This window comes from Proteus mirabilis HI4320, assembly GCF_000069965.1.
GTDB classification, from domain to species: Bacteria; Pseudomonadota; Gammaproteobacteria; order Enterobacterales; family Enterobacteriaceae; genus Proteus; species Proteus mirabilis.
In genome coordinates, this window is the sequence record NC_010554.1 from 4,021,801 (window position 1) to 4,043,143 (window position 21,343).

The 21,343-nt window shown below is 40.6% G+C and carries 24 protein-coding genes and 1 other RNA gene; 13 read left to right on the top strand and 12 right to left on the bottom strand.

All coding sequences use genetic code 11. The annotated features are described in order from the left end of the window. Positions 1-14: 14 nt before the first annotated feature. On the top strand, positions 15-716 hold the full coding sequence (mtgA, locus tag PMI_RS18310) for a monofunctional biosynthetic peptidoglycan transglycosylase (protein ID WP_004252674.1): 702 nt from the start codon (positions 15-17) through the stop codon (positions 714-716). A gap of 3 nt (positions 717-719) precedes the next feature. On the opposite strand, the gene PMI_RS18315 is transcribed toward mtgA, so the two are convergent. Beyond that, positions 720-1,535: a helix-turn-helix transcriptional regulator gene (locus PMI_RS18315; protein WP_232504898.1), complete on the bottom strand. Its 816-nt coding sequence runs from the start codon at positions 1,533-1,535 to the stop codon at positions 720-722. A 559-nt stretch (positions 1,536-2,094) separates the two neighbouring features. Here PMI_RS18315 and PMI_RS18320 point away from each other — a divergent pair. From PMI_RS18320 to ureG, 7 genes are read left to right on the top strand one after another with little or no spacing between them, the layout of a single operon-like run. After that, positions 2,095-2,919 (top strand): urease accessory protein UreD, encoded by an 825-nt coding sequence (locus tag PMI_RS18320; protein ID WP_004248933.1) that lies wholly within the window; start codon positions 2,095-2,097, stop codon positions 2,917-2,919. A 21-nt stretch (positions 2,920-2,940) separates the two neighbouring features. Beyond that, positions 2,941-3,243: an urease subunit gamma gene (gene ureA / locus PMI_RS18325; protein WP_004245265.1), complete on the top strand. Its 303-nt coding sequence runs from the start codon at positions 2,941-2,943 to the stop codon at positions 3,241-3,243. 8 nt (positions 3,244-3,251) lie between these two features. Further along, positions 3,252-3,578, top strand: coding sequence for an urease subunit beta (locus PMI_RS18330; RefSeq protein WP_012368847.1), 327 nt, complete (start codon positions 3,252-3,254; stop codon positions 3,576-3,578). Then, positions 3,575-5,278 carry an urease subunit alpha gene (ureC, locus tag PMI_RS18335; protein WP_004245262.1) on the top strand — a complete coding sequence of 568 codons (1,704 nt, stop codon included), beginning with the start codon at positions 3,575-3,577 and terminating at the stop codon, positions 5,276-5,278. Before PMI_RS18330 ends, ureC begins: the two co-directional genes overlap by 4 nt. A gap of 27 nt (positions 5,279-5,305) precedes the next feature. After that, complete coding sequence (gene ureE, locus PMI_RS18340; protein WP_004245261.1) at positions 5,306-5,791, top strand: urease accessory protein UreE; 486 nt, start codon at positions 5,306-5,308, stop codon at positions 5,789-5,791. A gap of 27 nt (positions 5,792-5,818) precedes the next feature. Beyond that, on the top strand, positions 5,819-6,487 hold the full coding sequence (locus PMI_RS18345) for an urease accessory protein UreF (protein WP_012368848.1): 669 nt from the start codon (positions 5,819-5,821) through the stop codon (positions 6,485-6,487). A 9-nt stretch (positions 6,488-6,496) separates the two neighbouring features. Next, positions 6,497-7,114, top strand: coding sequence for an urease accessory protein UreG (gene ureG / locus PMI_RS18350; protein ID WP_004245259.1), 618 nt, complete (start codon positions 6,497-6,499; stop codon positions 7,112-7,114). A 94-nt stretch (positions 7,115-7,208) separates the two neighbouring features. Here the strand turns inward: ureG and dolP are convergent, their stop codons facing one another. From dolP to PMI_RS18370, 4 genes are all read right to left on the bottom strand, one after another. Further along, positions 7,209-7,787 (bottom strand): division/outer membrane stress-associated lipid-binding lipoprotein, encoded by a 579-nt coding sequence (gene dolP, locus PMI_RS18355; RefSeq protein WP_004248935.1) that lies wholly within the window; start codon positions 7,785-7,787, stop codon positions 7,209-7,211. Positions 7,788-7,796: 9 nt separating this feature from the next. After that, the gene (diaA, locus tag PMI_RS18360) at positions 7,797-8,387 is read right to left on the bottom strand and encodes a DnaA initiator-associating protein DiaA (RefSeq protein ID WP_004245257.1); all 591 of its coding nucleotides are present in this window, start codon (positions 8,385-8,387) and stop codon (positions 7,797-7,799) included. Between the two features lie 22 nt (positions 8,388-8,409). Further along, positions 8,410-8,787 carry a YraN family protein gene (locus PMI_RS18365; RefSeq protein WP_004245256.1) on the bottom strand — a complete coding sequence of 126 codons (378 nt, stop codon included), beginning with the start codon at positions 8,785-8,787 and terminating at the stop codon, positions 8,410-8,412. Between the two features lie 104 nt (positions 8,788-8,891). Next, the gene (locus PMI_RS18370) at positions 8,892-10,664 is read right to left on the bottom strand and encodes a penicillin-binding protein activator (protein ID WP_012368849.1); all 1,773 of its coding nucleotides are present in this window, start codon (positions 10,662-10,664) and stop codon (positions 8,892-8,894) included. Positions 10,665-10,725: 61 nt separating this feature from the next. On the opposite strand from PMI_RS18370, the gene rsmI reads away from it, so the two are divergent. Together rsmI and rnpB are read left to right on the top strand one after the other, a co-directional pair. Beyond that, a complete protein-coding gene (gene rsmI, locus PMI_RS18375; protein WP_004245252.1) occupies positions 10,726-11,604 on the top strand; it encodes a 16S rRNA (cytidine(1402)-2'-O)-methyltransferase in 879 nt (292 codons plus the stop codon). Between the two features lie 59 nt (positions 11,605-11,663). Beyond that, positions 11,664-12,038, top strand: an RNA gene (gene rnpB, locus PMI_RS18770) — RNase P RNA component class A. A gap of 99 nt (positions 12,039-12,137) precedes the next feature. On the opposite strand, the gene PMI_RS18380 is transcribed toward rnpB, so the two are convergent. Further along, a complete protein-coding gene (locus tag PMI_RS18380) occupies positions 12,138-12,842 on the bottom strand; it encodes a pirin family protein (RefSeq protein WP_004245251.1) in 705 nt (234 codons plus the stop codon). Positions 12,843-12,956: 114 nt separating this feature from the next. Between PMI_RS18380 and PMI_RS18385 the strand changes: the two genes are divergently transcribed. After that, a complete protein-coding gene (locus PMI_RS18385) occupies positions 12,957-13,859 on the top strand; it encodes a LysR family transcriptional regulator (RefSeq protein WP_004245250.1) in 903 nt (300 codons plus the stop codon). Positions 13,860-13,932: 73 nt separating this feature from the next. Here the strand turns inward: PMI_RS18385 and PMI_RS18390 are convergent, their stop codons facing one another. From PMI_RS18390 to PMI_RS18410, 5 genes are all read right to left on the bottom strand, one after another. Next, positions 13,933-14,325, bottom strand: a complete 393-nt coding sequence (locus PMI_RS18390) for a DoxX family protein (RefSeq protein WP_012368850.1) — start codon at positions 14,323-14,325, stop codon at positions 13,933-13,935. Positions 14,326-14,496: 171 nt separating this feature from the next. After that, a complete protein-coding gene (locus PMI_RS18395; protein WP_004245248.1) occupies positions 14,497-14,802 on the bottom strand; it encodes a YqjK-like family protein in 306 nt (101 codons plus the stop codon). Next, on the bottom strand, positions 14,786-15,196 hold the full coding sequence (locus tag PMI_RS18400; protein ID WP_004248939.1) for a phage holin family protein: 411 nt from the start codon (positions 15,194-15,196) through the stop codon (positions 14,786-14,788). Before PMI_RS18400 ends, PMI_RS18395 begins: the two co-directional genes overlap by 17 nt. Before the next feature lie 6 nt (positions 15,197-15,202). Beyond that, on the bottom strand, positions 15,203-15,508 hold the full coding sequence (locus tag PMI_RS18405) for an ElaB/YgaM/YqjD family protein (RefSeq protein ID WP_004245246.1): 306 nt from the start codon (positions 15,506-15,508) through the stop codon (positions 15,203-15,205). A gap of 244 nt (positions 15,509-15,752) precedes the next feature. Next, a complete protein-coding gene (locus tag PMI_RS18410; protein ID WP_012368851.1) occupies positions 15,753-16,421 on the bottom strand; it encodes a DedA family protein in 669 nt (222 codons plus the stop codon). Between the two features lie 723 nt (positions 16,422-17,144). Here PMI_RS18410 and sstT point away from each other — a divergent pair. Next, the gene (gene sstT / locus PMI_RS18415; protein WP_012368852.1) at positions 17,145-18,398 is read left to right on the top strand and encodes a serine/threonine transporter SstT; all 1,254 of its coding nucleotides are present in this window, start codon (positions 17,145-17,147) and stop codon (positions 18,396-18,398) included. 138 nt (positions 18,399-18,536) lie between these two features. On the opposite strand, the gene PMI_RS18420 is transcribed toward sstT, so the two are convergent. Beyond that, positions 18,537-20,555 carry an oxidoreductase gene (locus PMI_RS18420; protein ID WP_004245242.1) on the bottom strand — a complete coding sequence of 673 codons (2,019 nt, stop codon included), beginning with the start codon at positions 20,553-20,555 and terminating at the stop codon, positions 18,537-18,539. Positions 20,556-20,824: 269 nt separating this feature from the next. Here PMI_RS18420 and PMI_RS18425 point away from each other — a divergent pair, with 269 nt between their 5' ends. Then, positions 20,825-21,241 (top strand): DoxX family protein, encoded by a 417-nt coding sequence (locus tag PMI_RS18425; RefSeq protein WP_004245241.1) that lies wholly within the window; start codon positions 20,825-20,827, stop codon positions 21,239-21,241. The last annotated feature ends 102 nt before the right edge of the window (positions 21,242-21,343 follow it).

Here is a 21,343-nt window from a genome sequence, read left to right on the forward strand (position 1 = left end):
AGTGAATACAGCAGATGGTACTAGTGAGAAAGTTAAAGAAACTATTAATTATTCTAATTGCTTTATGGTTAGGGATAGTTGTCCTGTTTTCTTTTTTACCGGTGCCTTTTTCTGCTGTAATGCTACAAAGACAAATTTCTTCGTGGAGTAAGTTTGATTTTTCTTATGTATCCCATTCTACATGGGTTAATGAAAATGAGATATCCCCACAGATCTATTTAGCGGTAATAGCCTCTGAAGATCAAAATTTTCCAAAACATTGGGGATTTGATTTCGATGCGATTGAAAAAGTTTTCCAAAATAGCCTGCAAAGCTCAAAAACGATACGAGGTGCCTCTACTATTTCACAACAAACGGTCAAAAACTTATTTTTGTGGGATGGGCGTAGTTGGATAAGAAAAGGACTTGAAGCCGGAATGACGCCAGTGGTGGAGCTAATTTGGTCTAAAAAACGTATTTTAACCGTTTATCTGAATATCGTAGAGTTTGGCGACGGTATTTTTGGGGTTGAGCAGGCTTCTCAGCACTATTTTCGCAAGCCTGCTAAACAACTCACCGCCCATGAGGCGGCTTTATTAGCCGCTGTTTTACCTAATCCACATATTCTTCATGTTAATAAGCCTTCCGCGTATTTGCTAAAACGTCAGCAGTGGATCTTAAATCAAATGCGGTTAATGGGAGGAACTTCGTTTTTAAGCAAAAATGCGTTGTTATAACCGTTAAAATACTTTTTTTATTGATTCGTCATTTTGTGACGCCATTGTTGCTATTGCATTCGGATCGTTTGCTTGGCGAGATTGAGTGCGAAATTGCGATGGTGTCATACCATATTTACGTTTAAATGCGTCACAAAAATAAGCATTACTACCAAAACCACAGCGATGACTTATTTGAAACACAGAATAGTTAGAAAAGGTGAGGTAATTTAATGCGATCCCCATTCTGACATCCAACAGTAATTGGCAAAACGAAACGCCCTCTTTACTTAAATGGCGACGTAATGTTGATGGTGTAGTATAGAGCGTTTTTGCTACATCCTCTAAATGCCATTTACGTTGCGGATCTTGTGTTATTAGATGAGTGATCGCCTGATTTTTTGGCTCATCATAATTAAAACGAAAAATATTAAGAATATCGACCCCTTCGTGATAAACCGCCAGCAAAATAAAAAAGAGGCTCTGTTGCATAAACAGGGTCTCTTGAGAGGGGGTGCCATGTTCAAGCGGTAGACATTGCTGAAGTAACGTAAAATTAGTTTTAACCACCTCAGGTGTTGATAGATGATAATCTGGAAGATGACGAGTAATCGGCGCCCCTGATTTTATTAATGGTTTGAGTAAAGAGAACACAGATTGTAATTCAGTTTCAGACAGTACTAAGGTATGTAATTCAATCGGTTTGGTCGGGAAAAAATTTGTCACATCACAAGAAACTTGACTATATTTAGGAATAATCAACGTGAGATTAGTGGTGACTGTGATAGTTTGCCCATTAATACAAATCTCACCTTTTGCACCATATACTATCGCGATCATCGGGTTTTCGATGTAAAACGTTTTTAAGGATATTTGGTTAGAAGAAAGTATGTGTTTGTATTCCATTGTCTTAGATATACCACAGGCAAGTTCAAAATGAACATGGGTTAAAATAAACAAAGCTTAAAGTTAACCACTTAATTTGTGAACTTATAAGCAGTAAGCATGGGTTTTATTATCACAATATTCCTATTGCGAAACCGCGTCGTTATACCGAATAGTATAAGAGTGGCTCAGAATATAATCTTGTTGCTGAGCAATAACAATATCGATATCTGTTCATTTTTTACTTTTATTTTTACCATTGTTATTTTTTCTAAACAAATTGCTGTTTATTTAAAACGCATTTTTTGAAACTCGGTGTAAAATCGCGCGGCATTGATGGAGCGCTTTATCCTGTTTGAGGAAAATGCAATTTATCTTTATTCACACCCTACCCAACATTCATTTCATTATTTTCTCGGTGATTTTGAATGACATAATCTGATGGGTAGTGCGGTATATATTCGTCTATTTCCTGATTTATTTGATCAATTTTGCCAAGTTGGCAGGAGTGGGTATGCCTGACTTTTCTGAGAAGGGTTGGCTTGCTGACATCGCTTTACGATATGAGTTAAAGCGAGGGAAGACATGTCTTACTGAAAAACGTCATCTCGGCCCCTTAATGGTTCAGCGACCTTTTTATCCAGAGCAAGGTGTTGCACATACCTATTTGTTGCATCCTCCTGGTGGGGTGGTCGGTGGTGATACGTTATCCATTAATATTAATGTGCAACCTTACGCACATGCCCTATTAACAACGCCGGGGGCGACAAAATTTTATCGTAGTGCAGGAGGTACTGCATCGCAAACGCAGACATTGACGGTTGCACAAGAGGGCTTTTTAGAGTGGTTACCCCAAGAGAATATCTTTTTTCCTGATGCTCAAGTGTGTTTAACCACACATATTCATTTAGCCTCATCAGCGAAATTTATCGGCTGGGAAATGCAGTGTTTTGGACGCCCAGTTTTAAATGAGTGGTTTGAAACTGGCAAGGTAAAAGGGCGCTTAAATTTTTATGTTGATGAGAGATTAATTTTAACAGAGTCAATGCGGGTTGAAGGCTTACAAAAACAAGCTGCCGCAATGCGTGAATTTCCTATGTTTGGCTCGCTTTATATTTATCCTGCAACCGATGCATTAAAAGAGATTATTCAACACCATTTAGAGAAGGTAAATCCCCTAGTTGAATATGGTTTAACGGATGTTGATGGCATTTTAGTTTTACGTGTATTAGGGACGCAAACCGAGCCGATGATGGCGTGTTTTGCGCAAGTATGGCAAATCGTCAGACAGCACTGGCTAGGTTATTGCCCTGAGCCACCGCGGATCTGGGCGACATAATCGTTTATTTTAGGAGCAGAAATGGAATTAACACCAAGAGAAAAAGATAAATTACTGCTTTTTACTGCAGGCCTTGTTGCAGAAAGACGTTTAGCTAAGGGATTAAAACTTAATTACCCTGAAGCTGTCGCCTTGATTAGTTGCGCCATTATGGAAGGCGCACGAGAGGGGAAAACAGTTGCTCAATTAATGAGTGAAGGACGTACTGTTTTAACCGCAGAGCAAGTAATGGAAGGGGTGCCAGAGATGATAAAAGATGTTCAAGTAGAGTGCACTTTCCCCGATGGCACCAAATTGGTTTCAATTCACTCACCTATTGTGTAGGTAATAACATGATCCCCGGTGAAATTAGAGTTAATGCAGCATTAGGCGATATTGAACTGAATGCTGGTCGCGAGACAAAAACCATACAGGTGGCTAATCATGGCGATAGACCTGTACAAGTCGGCTCTCATTACCACTTTTATGAAGTGAATGAGGCACTCAGGTTTGCACGAAAAGAGACATTAGGTTTTCGTTTAAATATTCCTGCTGGTATGGCTGTGCGCTTCGAGCCCGGTCAAAGTCGCACTGTTGAGTTAGTGGCTTTTGCAGGAAAACGTGAAATTTATGGTTTTCATGGCAAAGTGATGGGTAAATTGGAGAGTGAGAAAAAATGAAAACTATCTCACGTCAAGCTTATGCGGATATGTTTGGCCCAACAACAGGCGATCGTTTGCGATTAGCAGATACCGAGCTGTTTCTTGAAATTGAAAAAGATTTCACCACTTATGGCGAAGAGGTCAAATTTGGTGGTGGTAAAGTTATTCGTGATGGTATGGGGCAAAGCCAAGTTGTTAGTGCTGAGTGTGTCGATGTTCTGATCACCAATGCCATTATTTTAGATTATTGGGGCATTGTAAAAGCAGATATTGGCATTAAAGATGGCCGTATTGTCGGTATTGGCAAGGCAGGTAATCCAGATGTTCAGCCCAATGTGGATATTGTCATTGGCCCCGGAACAGAAGTTGTCGCTGGAGAAGGTAAAATAGTCACTGCTGGTGGTATTGATACCCATATCCACTTTATTTGTCCACAACAAGCCCAAGAAGGTCTCGTTTCTGGCGTAACCACCTTTATTGGTGGAGGAACAGGCCCTGTGGCGGGTACTAATGCAACCACAGTTACCCCCGGTATTTGGAATATGTACCGCATGTTAGAGGCGGTGGATGAATTACCTATTAATGTGGGTTTATTTGGCAAAGGTTGTGTCAGTCAGCCCGAAGCAATCCGCGAACAAATAACAGCGGGTGCTATAGGTCTTAAAATACATGAAGACTGGGGGGCAACGCCAATGGCAATTCACAATTGCCTTAATGTCGCCGATGAAATGGATGTACAGGTGGCTATTCACTCTGACACCTTAAATGAAGGTGGTTTTTATGAAGAGACAGTAAAAGCCATTGCCGGTCGAGTGATCCATGTATTCCATACCGAAGGCGCAGGTGGCGGTCATGCCCCTGATGTGATCAAGTCGGTAGGAGAGCCCAATATTTTACCTGCATCAACCAACCCAACGATGCCTTATACCATTAATACCGTGGACGAGCATCTTGATATGTTGATGGTCTGTCATCATCTCGATCCCTCTATTCCTGAAGATGTGGCATTTGCTGAATCTCGTATTCGTCGCGAAACCATTGCTGCAGAAGATATCTTACATGATATGGGGGCAATTTCGGTGATGTCGTCAGACTCACAAGCCATGGGACGAGTCGGAGAAGTTATCTTACGCACTTGGCAGTGTGCACATAAAATGAAATTGCAACGAGGCACATTAGCGGGTGATAGCGCAGATAATGATAATAATCGTATTAAACGTTATATCGCTAAATACACGATTAACCCGGCACTGGCACATGGCATTGCTCATACGGTGGGATCAATAGAAAAAGGTAAACTTGCGGATATCGTGCTATGGGATCCTGCTTTCTTTGGCGTCAAACCGGCACTTATCATAAAAGGTGGTATGGTCGCTTATGCGCCAATGGGGGATATTAATGCGGCTATTCCAACCCCGCAACCGGTTCATTATCGTCCAATGTATGCCTGTCTAGGAAAAGCCAAATATCAAACGTCGATGATCTTTATGTCAAAAGCGGGTATTGAGGCGGGAGTGCCAGAAAAATTAGGCTTAAAAAGCTTAATTGGTCGTGTGGAGGGCTGTCGTCATATCACAAAAGCTTCGATGATCCACAATAACTATGTTCCTCATATCGAGTTAGATCCACAAACTTACATTGTTAAAGCGGATGGTGTACCACTGGTTTGTGAGCCAGCGACTGAATTACCGATGGCTCAACGCTATTTCTTATTTTAACCAGCGTTTTTATTGAGAATTTATTGAATGAAAAAATTTACTCAGATTATTGATCAACAAAAAGCGCTTGAACTAACCTCTACAGAAAAGCCAAAGTTAACCCTTTGTCTTACCATGGATGAGCGCACCAAAAGTCGCTTAAAAGTGGCTTTAAGTGACGGGCAAGAAGCCGGGCTATTTTTGCCTCGAGGCACCGTACTTAAAGAGGGGGATATTCTGCTGTCAGAAGAGGGCGATGTTGTCACCATTGAAGCGGCTAAAGAGCAAGTATCAACGGTTTATAGTGACGATCCATTATTGCTTGCTCGTGTTTGTTATCACTTAGGTAACCGACATGTACCATTGCAAATAGAAGCGGGTTGGTGTCGTTATTTTCACGATCATGTATTAGATGATATGGCTCGCGGCTTAGGGGCTACGGTGGTGGTTGGCTTAGAAAAATACCAACCTGAGCCGGGGGCTTATGGTGGGTCATCCGGTGGTCATCACCACCACCATGATCACCACCATTAATGGCACTGCGATCATCAAAGGAGGTGCATGATGCTAGCTGATCTGCGCTTATATCAATTAGTTAGCCCCTCTCTTCCGGTAGGTGCTTTTACTTATTCTCAAGGGTTAGAGTGGGCCATTGAAAAAGGTTGGGTATGCTCAGCAGAAACCTTGTCAGATTGGTTAAGCGCACAAATGACCGGAACATTAGCCACACTCGAGCTTCCTATATTGCGGCAATTACAAACGAGTTTGGCAAAGGGTGATAGCGATACAGTGAAATATTGGTGTGACTTTATGGTCGCAAGTCGCGAAACCAAAGAGTTAAGGCAGGAAGAGCGTCAACGGGGGATCGCTTTTGCCCGTTTACTTCCTCAATTAGGCATTGAATTAGACGATACGTTACAACAGCGGGTTAAACAGACGCAATTAATGGCGTTTGCGTTAGCTGCCGTGCATTGGCATATCGATAGTGAAAAGCTCTGTTGTGCCTATGTTTGGGGCTGGTTAGAAAATACGGTGATGTCTGGGGTAAAACTGGTGCCATTAGGGCAAAGCGCAGGGCAAAAAATGTTGTTTGCTCTAGCTGAGCAGATCCCCGCTATTGTTGAGTTATCGGCACATTGGCCACAAGAGGATATTGGCAGTTTTACGCCAGCTCAAGTGATCGCCAGTAGTCGCCATGAAACTCAATATACTCGACTTTTTCGTTCATGAGATAAAGAGATGCAAGAATATAATCAACCACTGCGTATTGGTGTTGGTGGCCCTGTTGGTTCAGGAAAAACAGCACTATTAGAAGTTCTTTGTAAAGCTATGCGCGATAGTTACCAAATCGCCGTTGTTACCAATGATATATATACACAAGAAGATGCAAAAATTTTAACTCGTGCGCAGGCTCTTGATGCGGATCGGATCATTGGTGTTGAAACAGGAGGATGTCCTCATACGGCTATTCGTGAAGATGCTTCAATGAATTTGGCTGCTGTAGAAGAGTTGGCGATGCGCCATAAAAACTTAGATATTGTTTTTGTCGAAAGTGGCGGAGATAACTTAAGTGCGACCTTTAGCCCTGAATTGGCTGATCTTACTATTTATGTTATTGATGTTGCAGAAGGTGAGAAGATCCCTCGCAAGGGGGGGCCGGGGATCACACATTCTGATCTGCTGGTGATCAACAAGATCGATCTTGCGCCTTATGTGGGAGCGTCATTAGAAGTGATGGAAGCGGATACAGCCAAAATGCGTCCTGTGAAACCTTATGTTTTTACTAACTTAAAAGAGAAAGTAGGTTTAGAGACGATTATCGATTTTATTATTGATAAAGGTATGTTGAGACGTTAATCACTATGAGTACCAGTATCGGTTATCGCTGTTACAATGACCGATACTGGTAAAATAATACGCTATCACCACGTGATACCCATCAGCGATACATTTAGTTTAGATAGGTAAATGCCGTTGTTACTTTAACAACACCTTTGGTTTCACTGGCAATTTTAGCGGCTGCAGCCCCTTCTTGACGGGTCAATATCCCTAACAAGAATACTTCGCCATTTTCGGTGATCACTTTTACGGAAGATGATTTGACGGCATCGCTAGCTAAAATTTGTGAACGTACTTTAGTGGTTAACCATGTATCTGAAGAAGCAGTGCCTAATGTCACAGGCTCACCTTGGCGAACTTCATTATAAACATTGTTTACTCCTTCCACTTTGCTGGTAACTTGTTTGGCCGTCTCAGCAACCGACATATCTGGACTTTGTCCAGTTAACAATACATTACCTTGATAAGCGGTGGCGACAATGCGCGCATTACTGTTCTTGATCTGTTGGTTTTTATTTAGAGCACCAGAAACTCGGGCTTCCAATGTGCCATCATCAACTTGTTGTCCTAATGAACGAGGATCGGTTGCGGTTTTGCCAGCAACGGCAGCAGTACCCACCACAGCGGCACCAATACAGCCTTGTAGCAATAGCGCGGAACAAAGTACTGCGGTAATCGGAAGCAATTTCATAGTAACTCCTTAGTCATCCTGATGTGGGAATAATGTATTATCAATTAAGTCGCAGAGACAATTGACCGTTAACATCTGCACTTCCTGTATTCTGACTGTACGCTGAGAGGGGATCCTGATCTCCACATCTTGAGGGCCTAATAATCCAGCAAGCTCACCGCCATCATAGCCAGTCAGTGCAACAATGGTCATATCTCGAGTAACAGCGGCTTCAACAGCTTTAATAATGCTTCTGCTATTACCATGAGTGGAAATAGCTAACAGTACATCACCTGCTTGCCCTAATGCCCGTACTTGTTTGGCATAAATTTCATCATGTTGCTGATTTCCCATAATGGCGGTCATCACAACACTGTCGGTATTTAAAGATAATGCCGGTAAACTTGGGCGCTCTGTTTCAAAACGATGGATCATACTAGCAGCAAAGCGTTGAGCCGTTGCTGCTGAGCTACCGTTGCCACAGCTTAATATTTTATGTCCGTTTAACAAAGATTGAACCATCATCATGGCAGCTCTGGAAATGGCATCGGGTAACGCTTCTGCTGCTGCAATTTGAGTTTGAATACTCTCTGTAAAGCAGACTTTTATTCTATCAAGCACGTTAAGACCTATATAATCTAATTTAACGAATAAATTCCGTATGATCGAGAATGTTTTTTAGCCATATTAACTGGCGTTGATCAAATGCACAAATATCAAAGCGACAGTTAACCGTCTCGATACTTTGTTGGCGTTGAGCTAACCAACAATTGGCGGCGTACCATAAGCGGCGCCGTTTACTGTAGGTCACTGAGCTGATTGCATCACCAAATTGTGCACTACGCCGAAAGCGGACTTCAACAAATATCCATGTTCTATTACCCTGCATAATAAGATCAATTTCTCCACAGGGATATCGGACATTACGCTCAATTAACTTTAACCCTTGTTGGCGCAAGTAATTTAACGCTTTTCTCTCATAATATTGTCCGACTAGATAAGTACTTTTAGGAATAATCATCCATGATTTCCTGATGTTATCTCTTATAAATAAACCGCCTCAAGGTAAAGTCAACTCCTTATCCGGAGACTTCAAAGAGGCGGTTTATGGGGTAAATTGCTTACTTATTGTCCCACAGGTTCAATTTTACCTTGTTTAAATTGCATCCATGGGAGTTGTCGATAAATAGTGCAATTATCTTCCACACGTAAAGAGCCAGAAACACCATTGAACTGTAAGGTTCCTTTGGTGAGTTCATTGTAATTGTTTGCTAATGACCATGCATCAATACCCATAGCGTAAAGGCGCATTAATGAGTAATCGTTCGCAAATTTACTGGATGCTTTTTGCATTAACGGTAAATTTGCTCCCGTCATAAGAGGAATATCACTAAATTGGATACCGTCCATTTCCATACGAAAATCTGGCCCCATTCCCCCTTGATTACTGCGTGAACTGACATAAATCGGTGGGCGTTTTTTGGTACTGATTGCCATATCAATCATTGGTTTAATCAATGTTAACTCATCGCTAGTGGCAATGATATACACAGAATCGATAGCACCGTTTGTTGTTGGCATTGAAGCGGTATCTAATGGCAGTGGTGCATTGTCTGTTGGCAATACAGGGGTTCCTGTCATTCGAATACCCACGCCACGATTAATTGAACTTTTTAGACTATCAAGAGAGCCGAAAGTTTGTTGTAAGACGGTTCCCCCCCCGCTACGCTGCCACTCATCCGCAAAAGTTTGTGCCATTCTTTGACCGAATTTATTGTCAGGAACGATAATAAGTGGATTAGATTTTTGTTGCTGGCGTAAGTGTTGAGCCGCATTACGAGTTTCATCTTCTGGGGAAAGTGAAAAGAAACACACTGTAGTAGCAAGAGGAATATTATCAACTTCATTTAGTGCTAAAACAGGTAAACCACTTTTTAATTCAATAGTTTTGATCACTTCGGGTTTTAATAGTGGCCCCACAATTAAATCAGCACCCTCTTGTTGCACTTGTTTCAGTAACAGATCAATGGGTTGGCTATTGGTATCATACATAATCACTTGGCGATTATTTTGGACAATAGGATCTAATTGCACGCGGCTATTACCCGCAAAGGCTTCGGTTTCTTTTGCTGAAGTAGCATCACTATTTTCAGCGCCTTCCGCTGTATTATCATCCGTTGAATTATCGTTTTCCGTTGTTGCTGTGTCTGCATTCGGAGATGAAATACCTAATTCTGCTAAAATGGAAGCTAAACTATCTTGTTGGGGGGCTTCTGGCGCTGCGTTAGCTTGAGGTTGAGGTAAACCTTCTTTAGCATCGGTAAAGCCTTGCATAATAGCATTACCAAATACTTTAGCTTGTCCTGTTAACGGTAATAATAATGCGATTTTTCCGCTATTACTGACGGCAGATTGTGATTGGCGCAATAACAGCGTCGGTAATGTTAGCGCTCCTGGATTGCGTGGATAGCGTGTTTGCCATTCGCGTATTGCTTGGGATAATTTATCCGCATCATCTTGGTTATATTCATAAGTGTTGAGTAAATCTAACCAGCCTTGTAATGTATTTTCATCAGCTTTGATTACCACACTACGACGTTGCTCAGGTGTAAGCTTCGTGAGTGTTAACCAAGTATCATCAATATTTTGCTGATGTAATACAGGATCAGTGATAAGGGGTTCTAGGCCAATATAGGCACGGATCACATCTAAAGAGGCTTGTCCGTTCGCATCATCAATGACTTTCTGAAATTGTTTCATTTCCACTTGCGCTTTTTCAGCAGGTGTCAGTGGCTGTTGTTGTTGCCCCGTCAGGGTACAACCTGACATAATCAAGGCAGAAAGTATTGCAGTATAGGATAAACCTGTTTTAAAACGCACAAAAATTGAGGAAAGCATACTGTACCCAGTGATGTTTTATAATTATGCTCAATTTTAAATCGGTCATTCGGAATAAACAATGAATCAACCTAATCGAGCAGCGGTAACGACATCCACACTGTACATAGTACCCACACCCATTGGTAATCTGGGCGATATCACCCAGCGGGCACTTGATGTGCTGTCTCATGTCGATTTAATAGCTGCAGAAGATACCCGTCATACAGGGCTTCTATTACAGCATTTTGCCATTAACGCACGTTTGTTTGCGTTACATGATCATAATGAACAGCAAAAAGCAGATCAATTAATTAGCAAATTACAACAAGGGCTAAGTATCGCATTAGTCTCTGATGCAGGTACACCATTAATTAATGATCCCGGCTATCATTTAGTCAATCAGTGTCGCAAAAACGGTATAAAAGTGGTGCCATTACCTGGGGCATGTGCGGCAATTACCGCGCTATCAGCCGCCGGATTACCTTCTGACCGTTTTTGTTATGAAGGTTTTTTACCAGCAAAAACAAAAAGTCGTCAAGATTGTTTGCGTGATTTAGCACAAGAGCCACGTACTTTAATCTTTTATGAGTCCACCCACCGTTTATTAGATAGTTTAGCGGATATGGTGACGGTTTGGGGGGAAGCGCGCTATGTTGTATTGGCAAGAGAATTAACCAAAACGTGGGAAACCATTCAAGGAATGCCTGTTGGGGAATTACTTAACTGGGTTCGTGAAGATGAAAATCGCCGTAAAGGGGAAATGGTATTAATTGTTGAAGGGTATCAAAAGCCACAAGAAGACCATTTTGCCCCAGAAGTATTACGCACATTGGCGATTTTACAAAAAGAGTTACCTTTGAAAAAGGCGGCAGCAGTTACCGCTGAGATTTATGGCGTGAAGAAAAATGCGTTGTACAAACACGTCATTGCGCAAAATGAAGCGGAACAAGATCAGTAAAACGATTTTTTGTTTCTTTCGCTATACATTAACGCGGAAAATCCTTATAATCCGCCCCCTGAGTTGACTAGACAACCGCTGCTTTATCGTTGTCCCTTCGGGGAGACGGATAGAGGGGAGGAAAGTCCGGGCTCCACAGGGCAGGGTGCCAGATAACGTCTGGGAGGCGCGAGCCTACGACAAGTGCAGCAGAGAGTAAACCGCCGATGGCCTGTTTACAGGATCAGGTAAGGGTGAAAGGGTGCGGTAAGAGCGCACCGCGCAACTGGTAACAGTTTGTGGCATGGTAAACTCCACCCGGAGCAAGACCAAATAGGGGTTCTTATGGTGCGGCCCGCATTGAACCCGGGTAGGTTGCTGGAGCCAGCGCGCAAGTTCTGGCCTAGATGAATGGTTGTCCACGACAGAACCCGGCTTAACGGTCAACTCACCTTATATAAAACCCTCGATTCACTCTGTGGCTCGAGGGTTTTCTGCTTTATTGCTATTGCTAGTGTGATGATAAATGATTGCTTACTGATATCGCTAGCTGATTAAGAAACGATATCAATAAAAAGACCACGAAAAGCCTTTTGACATCTTAGCGCTAGCATATTGCTATCTTGAATAAAAGCACCATCACCACAACGGATTTCCCCAAGCTCTTGCTCTGAGGTTTGGAAATGGACACCGCCTTTGATAGATTGCAAATAGCCTTTCTGACCCTGTATCGGCAAGGTTATTTCATCCCCTTGCGCTAAATTAATATGATAGAGCCAGATATTTTGCCTTAGCATCAAACTGCCATTATCCCCTGATGGGGAAGCCAATAATTGATATTTTAAATCTTCATTTAAAGCTAATTTTTGTGAAGCGATGCTCTCTTGTTGTGGACACGCGTTTAGCCATAATTGAATACGAGTTAATGGGGTATCTGGACTACTATTTCTTTCAATGTAAGTTTCTGTATTATGAGGCGAAATTAATAAACACTCGTTTTGTTTGGCGGTAAGTGTTCGCCCCATATTATCAAGATAAGTCGCTTCACCTCTTAAGATCAGATTGACGACATCCACATGAGGATAGGTTTTTGCTTTAAACTCAGAATTTGGTGCGAGCACTTCTTGGTTCAGTACTCTTAATGTGCCATAGTCTAAAAAATGAGGATCGAAATAGTGGCCAAAGGAGAATGTGTAGCGAGCTTGTAGCCAGCCATAGTCCGCTTTGCCACACTGTTGTGCTGTTCTGTATTTTATCATCGCGGTACTTTTCGAGTCGATTAATCAATATATTCATCATAGAGATATGGACTGTAGATTGTTAGCAAGTTAATCTGGTGCCAATAATCAAATTATTTGATAGAGATAAGTATAATGAGTAAAGATAAAGCCATTACATTGGAATCTCTACGAGTGATGGATGCCATTGATCGTAGAGGAAGTTTTGCTGCCGCCGCTGATGAGCTAAATCGCGTCCCATCAGCACTCAGTTATACCATGCAGAAATTAGAAGAAGATTTGGATGTTGTGCTATTTGACCGTTCAGGACATCGAACTAAATTTACTAATGTGGGAAGAATGTTACTTGAAAGAGGGCGTATTCTTCTTGAAGCTGCAGATAAATTAACTTCTGATGCTGAAGCGCTAGCTCGCGGTTGGGAGCCACATATTACGATTGTGTGTGAAGCATTAACACCCGCATCTCGCTTATTCCCGTTAGTTGAAAAATTAGCTGAAAAATCAAATACACAACTCTCTTTAGTCACCGAAGTACTTGCTGGGGCATGGGAAAGCTTAGAAAGTGGTAAATGTGATATTGTTATTTCACCGGATATGCATTTTCGTTCTTCATCAGAAATCAATTTCCGCCCTTTATATAATACCACCAGTGTCTATGTTGCCAGCCCTGATCACCCTATCCATAATGAACCTGAACCACTTGCAGAAGAAACTCGCTTAAAATATCGCGGTATTGCTATCGCCGATACCGCAAGAGAACGACCTGTTTTAACTGTACTGTTATTAGATAAACAGCGTCGTTTAACGGTGAGTTCGATTGAAGATAAACGTCGAGCATTAATTGCCGGTTTAGGGGTTGCTACTATGCCTATTGATTTAATTGAAGATGATTTAAAAGAGGGGCGTTTACGTGTGGTTGGCCCTGAATATCATCATGAAAATAATATTATTATGGCGTGGCGCAGAGACAGTATGGGAGAAGCTAAATCCTGGTGTTTACGTGAAATTCCTAAACTCTTTGCCGCGGATAAAAAATAGTTTGTTCGCTAGAGTTTGATAATGCAATTAAAAAAGATCCCCCTAGAGGATCTTTTTATTATTAAATCTATTATTACCAATTTTTCTTAAGTAGGCGATCTAAGCTCCATTTACCCGGACCTGTGATAACCAGTAATAAATAGCCACCCGCAATAGTCATATTTTTCATAAACATTAACTGATTTGCACCTTCTGCAAAGTTAGTGTGGAACAGTAGTGCGGTTAACAGTGTAAATACACTGGTAAAGATAGCCGTTGTGCGAGTTAAGAAACCGAATAATATGGCTAATCCACCCCCTAACTCTAATAAAATGGTTAAAGGCAATAAGGCTCCCGGAACACCCATTGATTGCATATACTGTTGAGTACCTTCATAGGCTTCAATTTTTCCATACCCTGCGCTGATAAATAAAATTGGCATGAGAATACGTGCGATTAATAAGGCAATGTTTTCAAAATTCTTCATGATGTTTATTCCTGATAAAATTTTATATTATTTAATATATCTGTATTTTATTTGTTTAATTGCCAGTTTTTAGTGTAAATAACCACTGTTTGGCTTGAGATATACAATAAAGAAAAAATAATATGGAGGATATTAAGAAGAATTAACATTCTTACACAAAAAAATTGATGTTTAGTCAGCGGTTTTTTTGACAGACTTCTGTAATGTGCGTATTAAACCAACAGCGCCTATCGCCCGTCGTCCCCAACGAACCAGTTTTTTAGGGTGCTTAATGCTATAAAGAGATACCACGCTTGCCCCTATTAACAAGATAGGTTTTAACGAGGTTAAGATATTCCATGCTTTATCATAAGGTGCTGTGACCTCTAACCATGTTTGCCCCTCTTGCGCTAATTGAGTGCGCTGTTGTTGAATTTCATCCAACAACAGCTTTTTGCGTCTTGCTAATGCTAAGGTGCGTCTATTTTGTTTGCTCATCGCGATATTGCTCCAAAAGACGCTTATCTAATTCTAGTTGTTGGCGAGTATCACCTAACAGCGTTGAATTACGGGCTTTTCTCAATGTCATGATAGCACCTATTAAGGCACCAACTAGCAAAATAGCCGTTGTAATCGCTAAAGCATGAATACGATATTCAGGTGGGATCACCCAAAAGAGGAGAATAAGTAGACTCATTAAGCCAAAGGCGGTGAGTAATAAGGTGATCCCCGCCATTAAAATAAGCTGAATAAGTGTAATTTTTTCTTCTTCTAGTTCGATGGCGATTAATTTTAGGCGGGTTTCAACCATGCCAACGATAACAGCGCCAATACGACTAAGAGAATTCAGAACCCCGGATGCGGGGCCCTGTGGTCTTTGAGTATCACTCATTATGGATTAACGTTTCGAAAGTAGAACACCGAGTACGACACCTACTGCCGCGCCAATACCAACACCTGTCCATGGGTTTTCACGCACATAGTTGTCCGCTTTACCCGCCATTTCTTTAGTGTTATCGACGATTTCTCTACCTGCATCACTGAGTTTTGCACGAGAGCCACGTAGCGCATATTCAGCTTTTTCTCGTAAACTTTGTAATTCCTCTTTTGATTTATCTGCCGAGGAGTTCAGAACTTCTTCTAGAGTATCAGCCAGAGATTTTAATTCACTACGCAGATCTTCATTTGAACGTTGGTGTGACATGAGTAACTCCTTTAATCAAGATATGAGGTTATACCTATAACAATAGACTAGATTTACCATATAATAAAATTAAATAATGACTTAATTCCCTAAAAAAGAGAAAAGTCTTATTCTTGCCAAGGGTGATATTAAAAAAATAATCAGTAATAGCTTGAAATAAAAAACAAAAGCCTGTTTTAATCATAAAACAGGCTTTAAGATGCTAAATATTAACGCTATAGAAAATAATAGAAATAGCGATAGATTACGGTTGATTACTCTGTTTACTTTTCTTCTTAATGACGACCCATACACTCCCGATTAGGCCAATCACTAATAAACAAACAGGCAGTAGCATCAGAAAATTCATTAAATGATGCTCATATTGGCGGAATAACGGACTATTTCCTAATAAATAGCCTAAGGTGGTTAAAATACCAACCCATAACAGACCACTTAGCCAATTAAAAACTTGAAAACGACCGTTTTGTAAGCCAGCAAGGCCGGCAATAGTCGGCAATAATGTTCTAACAAAAGCGAGAAAACGACCAATAAGTAATGCTGCCAAGCCATGTCGATGGAAAAGTCCATGGGCTCGTTGGTGGTAGTGTTCTGGTAAATGTGATAACCAACTTCGTACAAGTCGGGTGTTACCAAGCCACTTCCCTTGCAGATAACCCAGCCAACAACCTAAGCTAGCACCTGCCGTTAGAATAAGTAAGGTTAATGGAAAACCCATGGTTCCTTTAGCAATTAACACACCCACTAAAATTAATAAGCTGTCTCCTGGTAAGAAAGCTGCGGGTAGTACTCCGTTTTCTAGGAATAGTATGCTGAATAATAAAATGTAAATAATCCAAAGCAGTGAGGGATTCGCTAAGGTTTCGTAATCTTGATGCCAAAGCGCCAAGAACAGCTCTCTTACGATTTCCATATAAAAGGCTTCCTAAAACTGAGTCATTCGGGGGTAAATACAAAAACATTCTCTCTTGTTATCTATTTACCCGTAATACATATCATAGGGTTTATTTTTCATTGTTTAAAACAGCAACACTCTAACAAAATCAATAAAAACTAGACAGAAAATTTTTTCACTTAAATACCCTACAAGCGCTTCATTGAGCAAGAATATTTGAAAAAAGACATTCACTTTTGTTTTCCAGTTTAGGATACGTTGTTTTAAAGAAAAAACCTTAAGAAAACGTAATAATAGAATTACTATGATGATGTTTTACTGAGATAAAAAAGCATTATTTTTCCTTGCTGATTGAAGCTAATGTCATGGTTATTTATTCATCAAAAAAAGTGTTTTAAAGTTGCCAATTGGCTAGTTAAACTGATTAAAATGTTATTAAAAAGTTAAAATTAAACTCATCAAGTGATTAAGAAAAATCAAGGTAAATAGTATAAGAGTTAGTTTTTTATTTAACGATTAAATCTAACCTTATGATAATAATAATTTCTTTCATTTGTGGACTGTACGTTAAAAAGAACAAAATCCTATTATGATCACAATTGTGTTATTTTGTTGTTAACAAAAATAGCTAATGATGTATATTTTGCAAAATAAGCTTTTCAGCAAGATTCATTTCCTTATACTGGCAAAAGCAAGCACACAATTGCTTTTTTAAATATTATTTTAAGTAATGGAATAACTATGGATAAACAACAATCCAGAGTACTTAACCTGCTTTTTCAGGGAAGTCTCGTTAAACAAATACTTGCTGGTTTAATTGCGGGTATTTTACTGGCTTGGTTAGCACCAGAAGTGGCTAAAATGATGAGCTTATTAGGTAACTTATTTATTAGTGCCTTAAAAGCCGTTGCGCCTGTTTTAGTCTGGGTATTGGTTATGGCTTCGATTGCCAACCACCGTCAAGGACAAAAAACCAGTATACGTCCCATATTAGTGCTTTATCTGCTCGCGACTTTCTTTGCTGCACTGACAGCAGTAGTGGCAAGCTTTGTGTTTCCCTCAGTATTAACGCTAGTTGTCAACGATTCACAGCTATCGCCACCTGAAAATATTGCTGAAGTCTTAAAAGGTGTATTAATTAATGTGGTGGCTAACCCTGTAGATGCACTGATTAACGGCAATTATATGGGGATTTTAGCTTGGGCTATTGGCTTAGGTTTAGCGTTACGCCATGCAAGTGATACGACTAAAGCATTAACACAAGATTTTGCAGATGCGGTAACTAACCTTGTGCGTGTGGTGATCCGTTTAGCGCCAATCGGGATTTTTGGCTTGGTGTCATCAACCATTGCTACGACTGGCTTTAAAGCTTTAGCTGGCTACTTGCATGTCTTACTTGTTTTAATTGGTTGTATGCTGTTTGTTGCGCTCGTTGTCAACCCATTGATTGTATTTTGGAAAATTCGCCGTAATCCTTATCCATTAGTATGGGCTTGCTTACGTGAAAGTGGTGTTACTGCCTTCTTTACGCGTAGTTCAGCGGCTAATATTCCGGTGAATATGGCAATGTGTCGTCGTATGAATTTAAATGAAGATACCTATTCTGTCTCGATCCCATTAGGTGCGACCATTAATATGGGGGGAGCGGCAATCACTATTACTATTTTAACACTTGCTGCGGTAAATACCTTGGGTATGCCTGTGGATATTCCAACAGCCTTATTGCTAAGCCTTGTTGCTGCTATTTGTGCTTGTGGTGCATCAGGGGTTGCTGGTGGCTCGCTACTGTTAATTCCGCTTGCTTGTAGCATGTTCGGTATTAGTAATGATTTGGCGATGCAAGTAGTTGCGGTAGGTGTGATGATTGGTGTCTTACAAGATTCAGCAGAGACTGCATTAAACTCATCAACTGATGTGCTATTTACCGCAACGGTCTGCATAGCCGAAGATGAGCGTTTAGTTGCCAACCCATTAACTGAAAAAAATAATGGCTAAAGAGTATAAGTAGTAAATAGATATAAAGAGTAGTAAGACAGGAAGGGTAGTAAGTAACAACAAAAATTAATAATAAAAACAGAACCCCATATAGGAAACTATATGGGGTTTCTGGTTATTGATATGATAAATCGAGTGTTAAATAGTAAGTGCTAATTCTGTTCCCTGCTTAATGGCTCGTTTGGCATCTAATGCTTTAGCCTCTTTTGCCCCGCCAATAAGATGGACGGTTTTATTTTCTTGTTGTAACGCTTGCAGTAGCGGACGATAAGATTGTTGTCCGGTACATAAAATCACGCTATCAGCCGCGAGCAGTTGCTGTTGTTCATTATGTTCAATTATTACTCCTTGCTCGGTAATTTTTTGATAATGGCAGCCAGTTAGCCATTTGACCCCTTTTTTCTGCAATGTTAAGCGATGTATCCAGCCTGTTGTTTTACCTAAACTTAAGCCAAATTTCCCACTCTTACGTTGCGTCATAACAATCTGTTTGTCTTTTTTAATAAAAGGATCGGCGGAGGTGATCCCTCCGCGATGCGTAAGTGTTGGGTCAATTCCCCACTCTTTATTAAATGCACAAGGGCTTAAACTACTGCATTGGCCTGTTTGGGTAAGATAAAGGCCAGTGTCAAAACCAATACCACCACTGCCAATAATCACCACTTTTTCGCCGGTTGGTTGATGGTATTTAAGGACATCAAGATAGGTTTTTACTATCGGATTATCATGGCCATCAATCTCTGGAATATGAGGGATAACACCACTGGCTAAAATAATTTCATCAAAATGTTGCAGATGGGAAAGTGTCGCTTCCGTATTATTTTTTACGATCACCCCTGTGATTTGCAATTGCCGCTTAAAGTAGCGCAATGTCTCTTTAAATTCTTCTTTACCCGGAATTTGACTGGCAATATTGAGTTGTCCACCAATACGGTCTTCTTTTTCAAATAAAGTAATATGATGACCACGTTTAGCTGCTGTAATGGCAAATGCTAATCCTGCGGGGCCTGCGCCAACGACAGCAATTTTTTTAGGGGCTTGAGTCGGGGTTAAAATAAGCTCTGTTTCTCGACAGGCAAAAGGGTTTACAAGACAAGATGCCGGGTGACCACTGAATATTTCATCTAAGCAGGCTTGGTTGCAGGCAATACAGGTGTTTATCTCATCCTCGCGACCAAGTTGCGCTTTCAATACGAATTGCGGATCGGCAAGAAAAGGACGCGCCATAGACACCATATCTGCACAGCCTTCCGCTAAAATAGCTTCAGCCACTTGAGGTGTATTGATACGATTAGAAGTGATAAGAGGAATATTGATTTTTCCCATCAATTGGCGAGTGACATAAGCAAATTGTCCTCTTGGTACCATAGTGGCAATAGTAGGGATGCGGGCTTCATGCCAACCAATACCACTGTTGATTAGGGTTGCTCCGGCCTTTTCTACTGCTTGAGCAAGATAAAATACCTCTGAGGCATTAGCTCCCTCGGTAATTAAATCTAACATTGATAAACGATAGATAATGATAAAGTGTTCACCCACAGCTTCTCTTATGCCAGCTAAAATACGTAATGCAAAACGACAACGATTTTCAATAGAGCCACCCCATTGATCATCGCGTTGATTCGTATGACTTACTAAAAACTGGTTAATTAAATAGCCTTCAGATCCCATGATCTCAACACCATCATAGCCAGCTTTCTGAGCCAACTTAGCGCAATGAATATAATCTTCAATAGTCTGTTCTATCTGCTCATGACTCATTGCTTGGGGCATAAAAGGGGTGATAGGTGATTGGATCGCTGAAGGGGCGACTAAATTAGGCTGATAACTATAACGACCAGTATGTAAAATCTGTAAAGCGATTTTCCCATCCTGTTTATGTACCGCATCAGTGACTAATTGATGAGAAGCGAGTTGATCTTCTGACATTAGCGTTGCTGCATGTGGCAATAATACACCTTGCTTATTAGGGGAGATCCCACCGGTGACAATAAGTGCCACCCCTGCTGCAGCTCTTTGAGCATAAAATTCAGCAAGCTTAGGTGCATCATGTGGATCTTCTTCTAGTCCGGTATGCATCGAGCCCATCAAAATACGATTTTTAAGCGTAGTAAACCCTAAATCAAGGGGAGTAAATAAATAAGAATAGTGTGCCATCAGATACCTTTTTTATACTGGTCAGATGAGATATCTATAGCATAACGAGAAGTTGCTGATTAAGAGTTGATTATGTTAATAAGTTGTGATCTTAATCATGGAAAAGGTGAATAGCTCCTAATTAAACGATAATAATCTAAATGCCTCGTCAACCATAACAAATAATGATAATAAAAATTGCACTCATTCATATTTTTTAATCATATAATAATAAATACCCATTAATACGTATTAAAAATGCCCATCACATTGTTGATTTTGGAGACGTTATGATTAATAAATTTAATCAGCTTACAAACCACCCCGATTTAGGTAAGTTTGTTTTACGTGTTTCGCTAGGTGTCTTAATGTTATTACACGGATTACACAAAATGGAGCCAGGAGGACTTGCCGGTATACAGGGAATGTTGGCAAATATTAACTTACCTGCATTTATTGCTTATGGCACATTACTGGGTGAAGTTCTATGTCCTATCTTACTGATTATCGGTTTATTTACTCGATTTTCAGCATTTGTTGTGGCGGCAACCATGGGGGTTGCGGTGCTGATGGTACATTCCGGTGATCTTTTAGCCTTAGATCCCAAAACGGGGGGATGGGCACCTGAAAGTGCTGGCTTCTATATGTTTGCTGCGATTGCGGTGATGTTTTTGGGTAGTGGTCGTTGGGCGCTCAAAAAAGATTAATAAATTTAATAGACAATAATATTGAATGAAACATTGCTAAGTTATTCAGGTTAGATGAATAAACGCCCAGAATAAAGATATGCTGGGCGTTTATTATTAAAG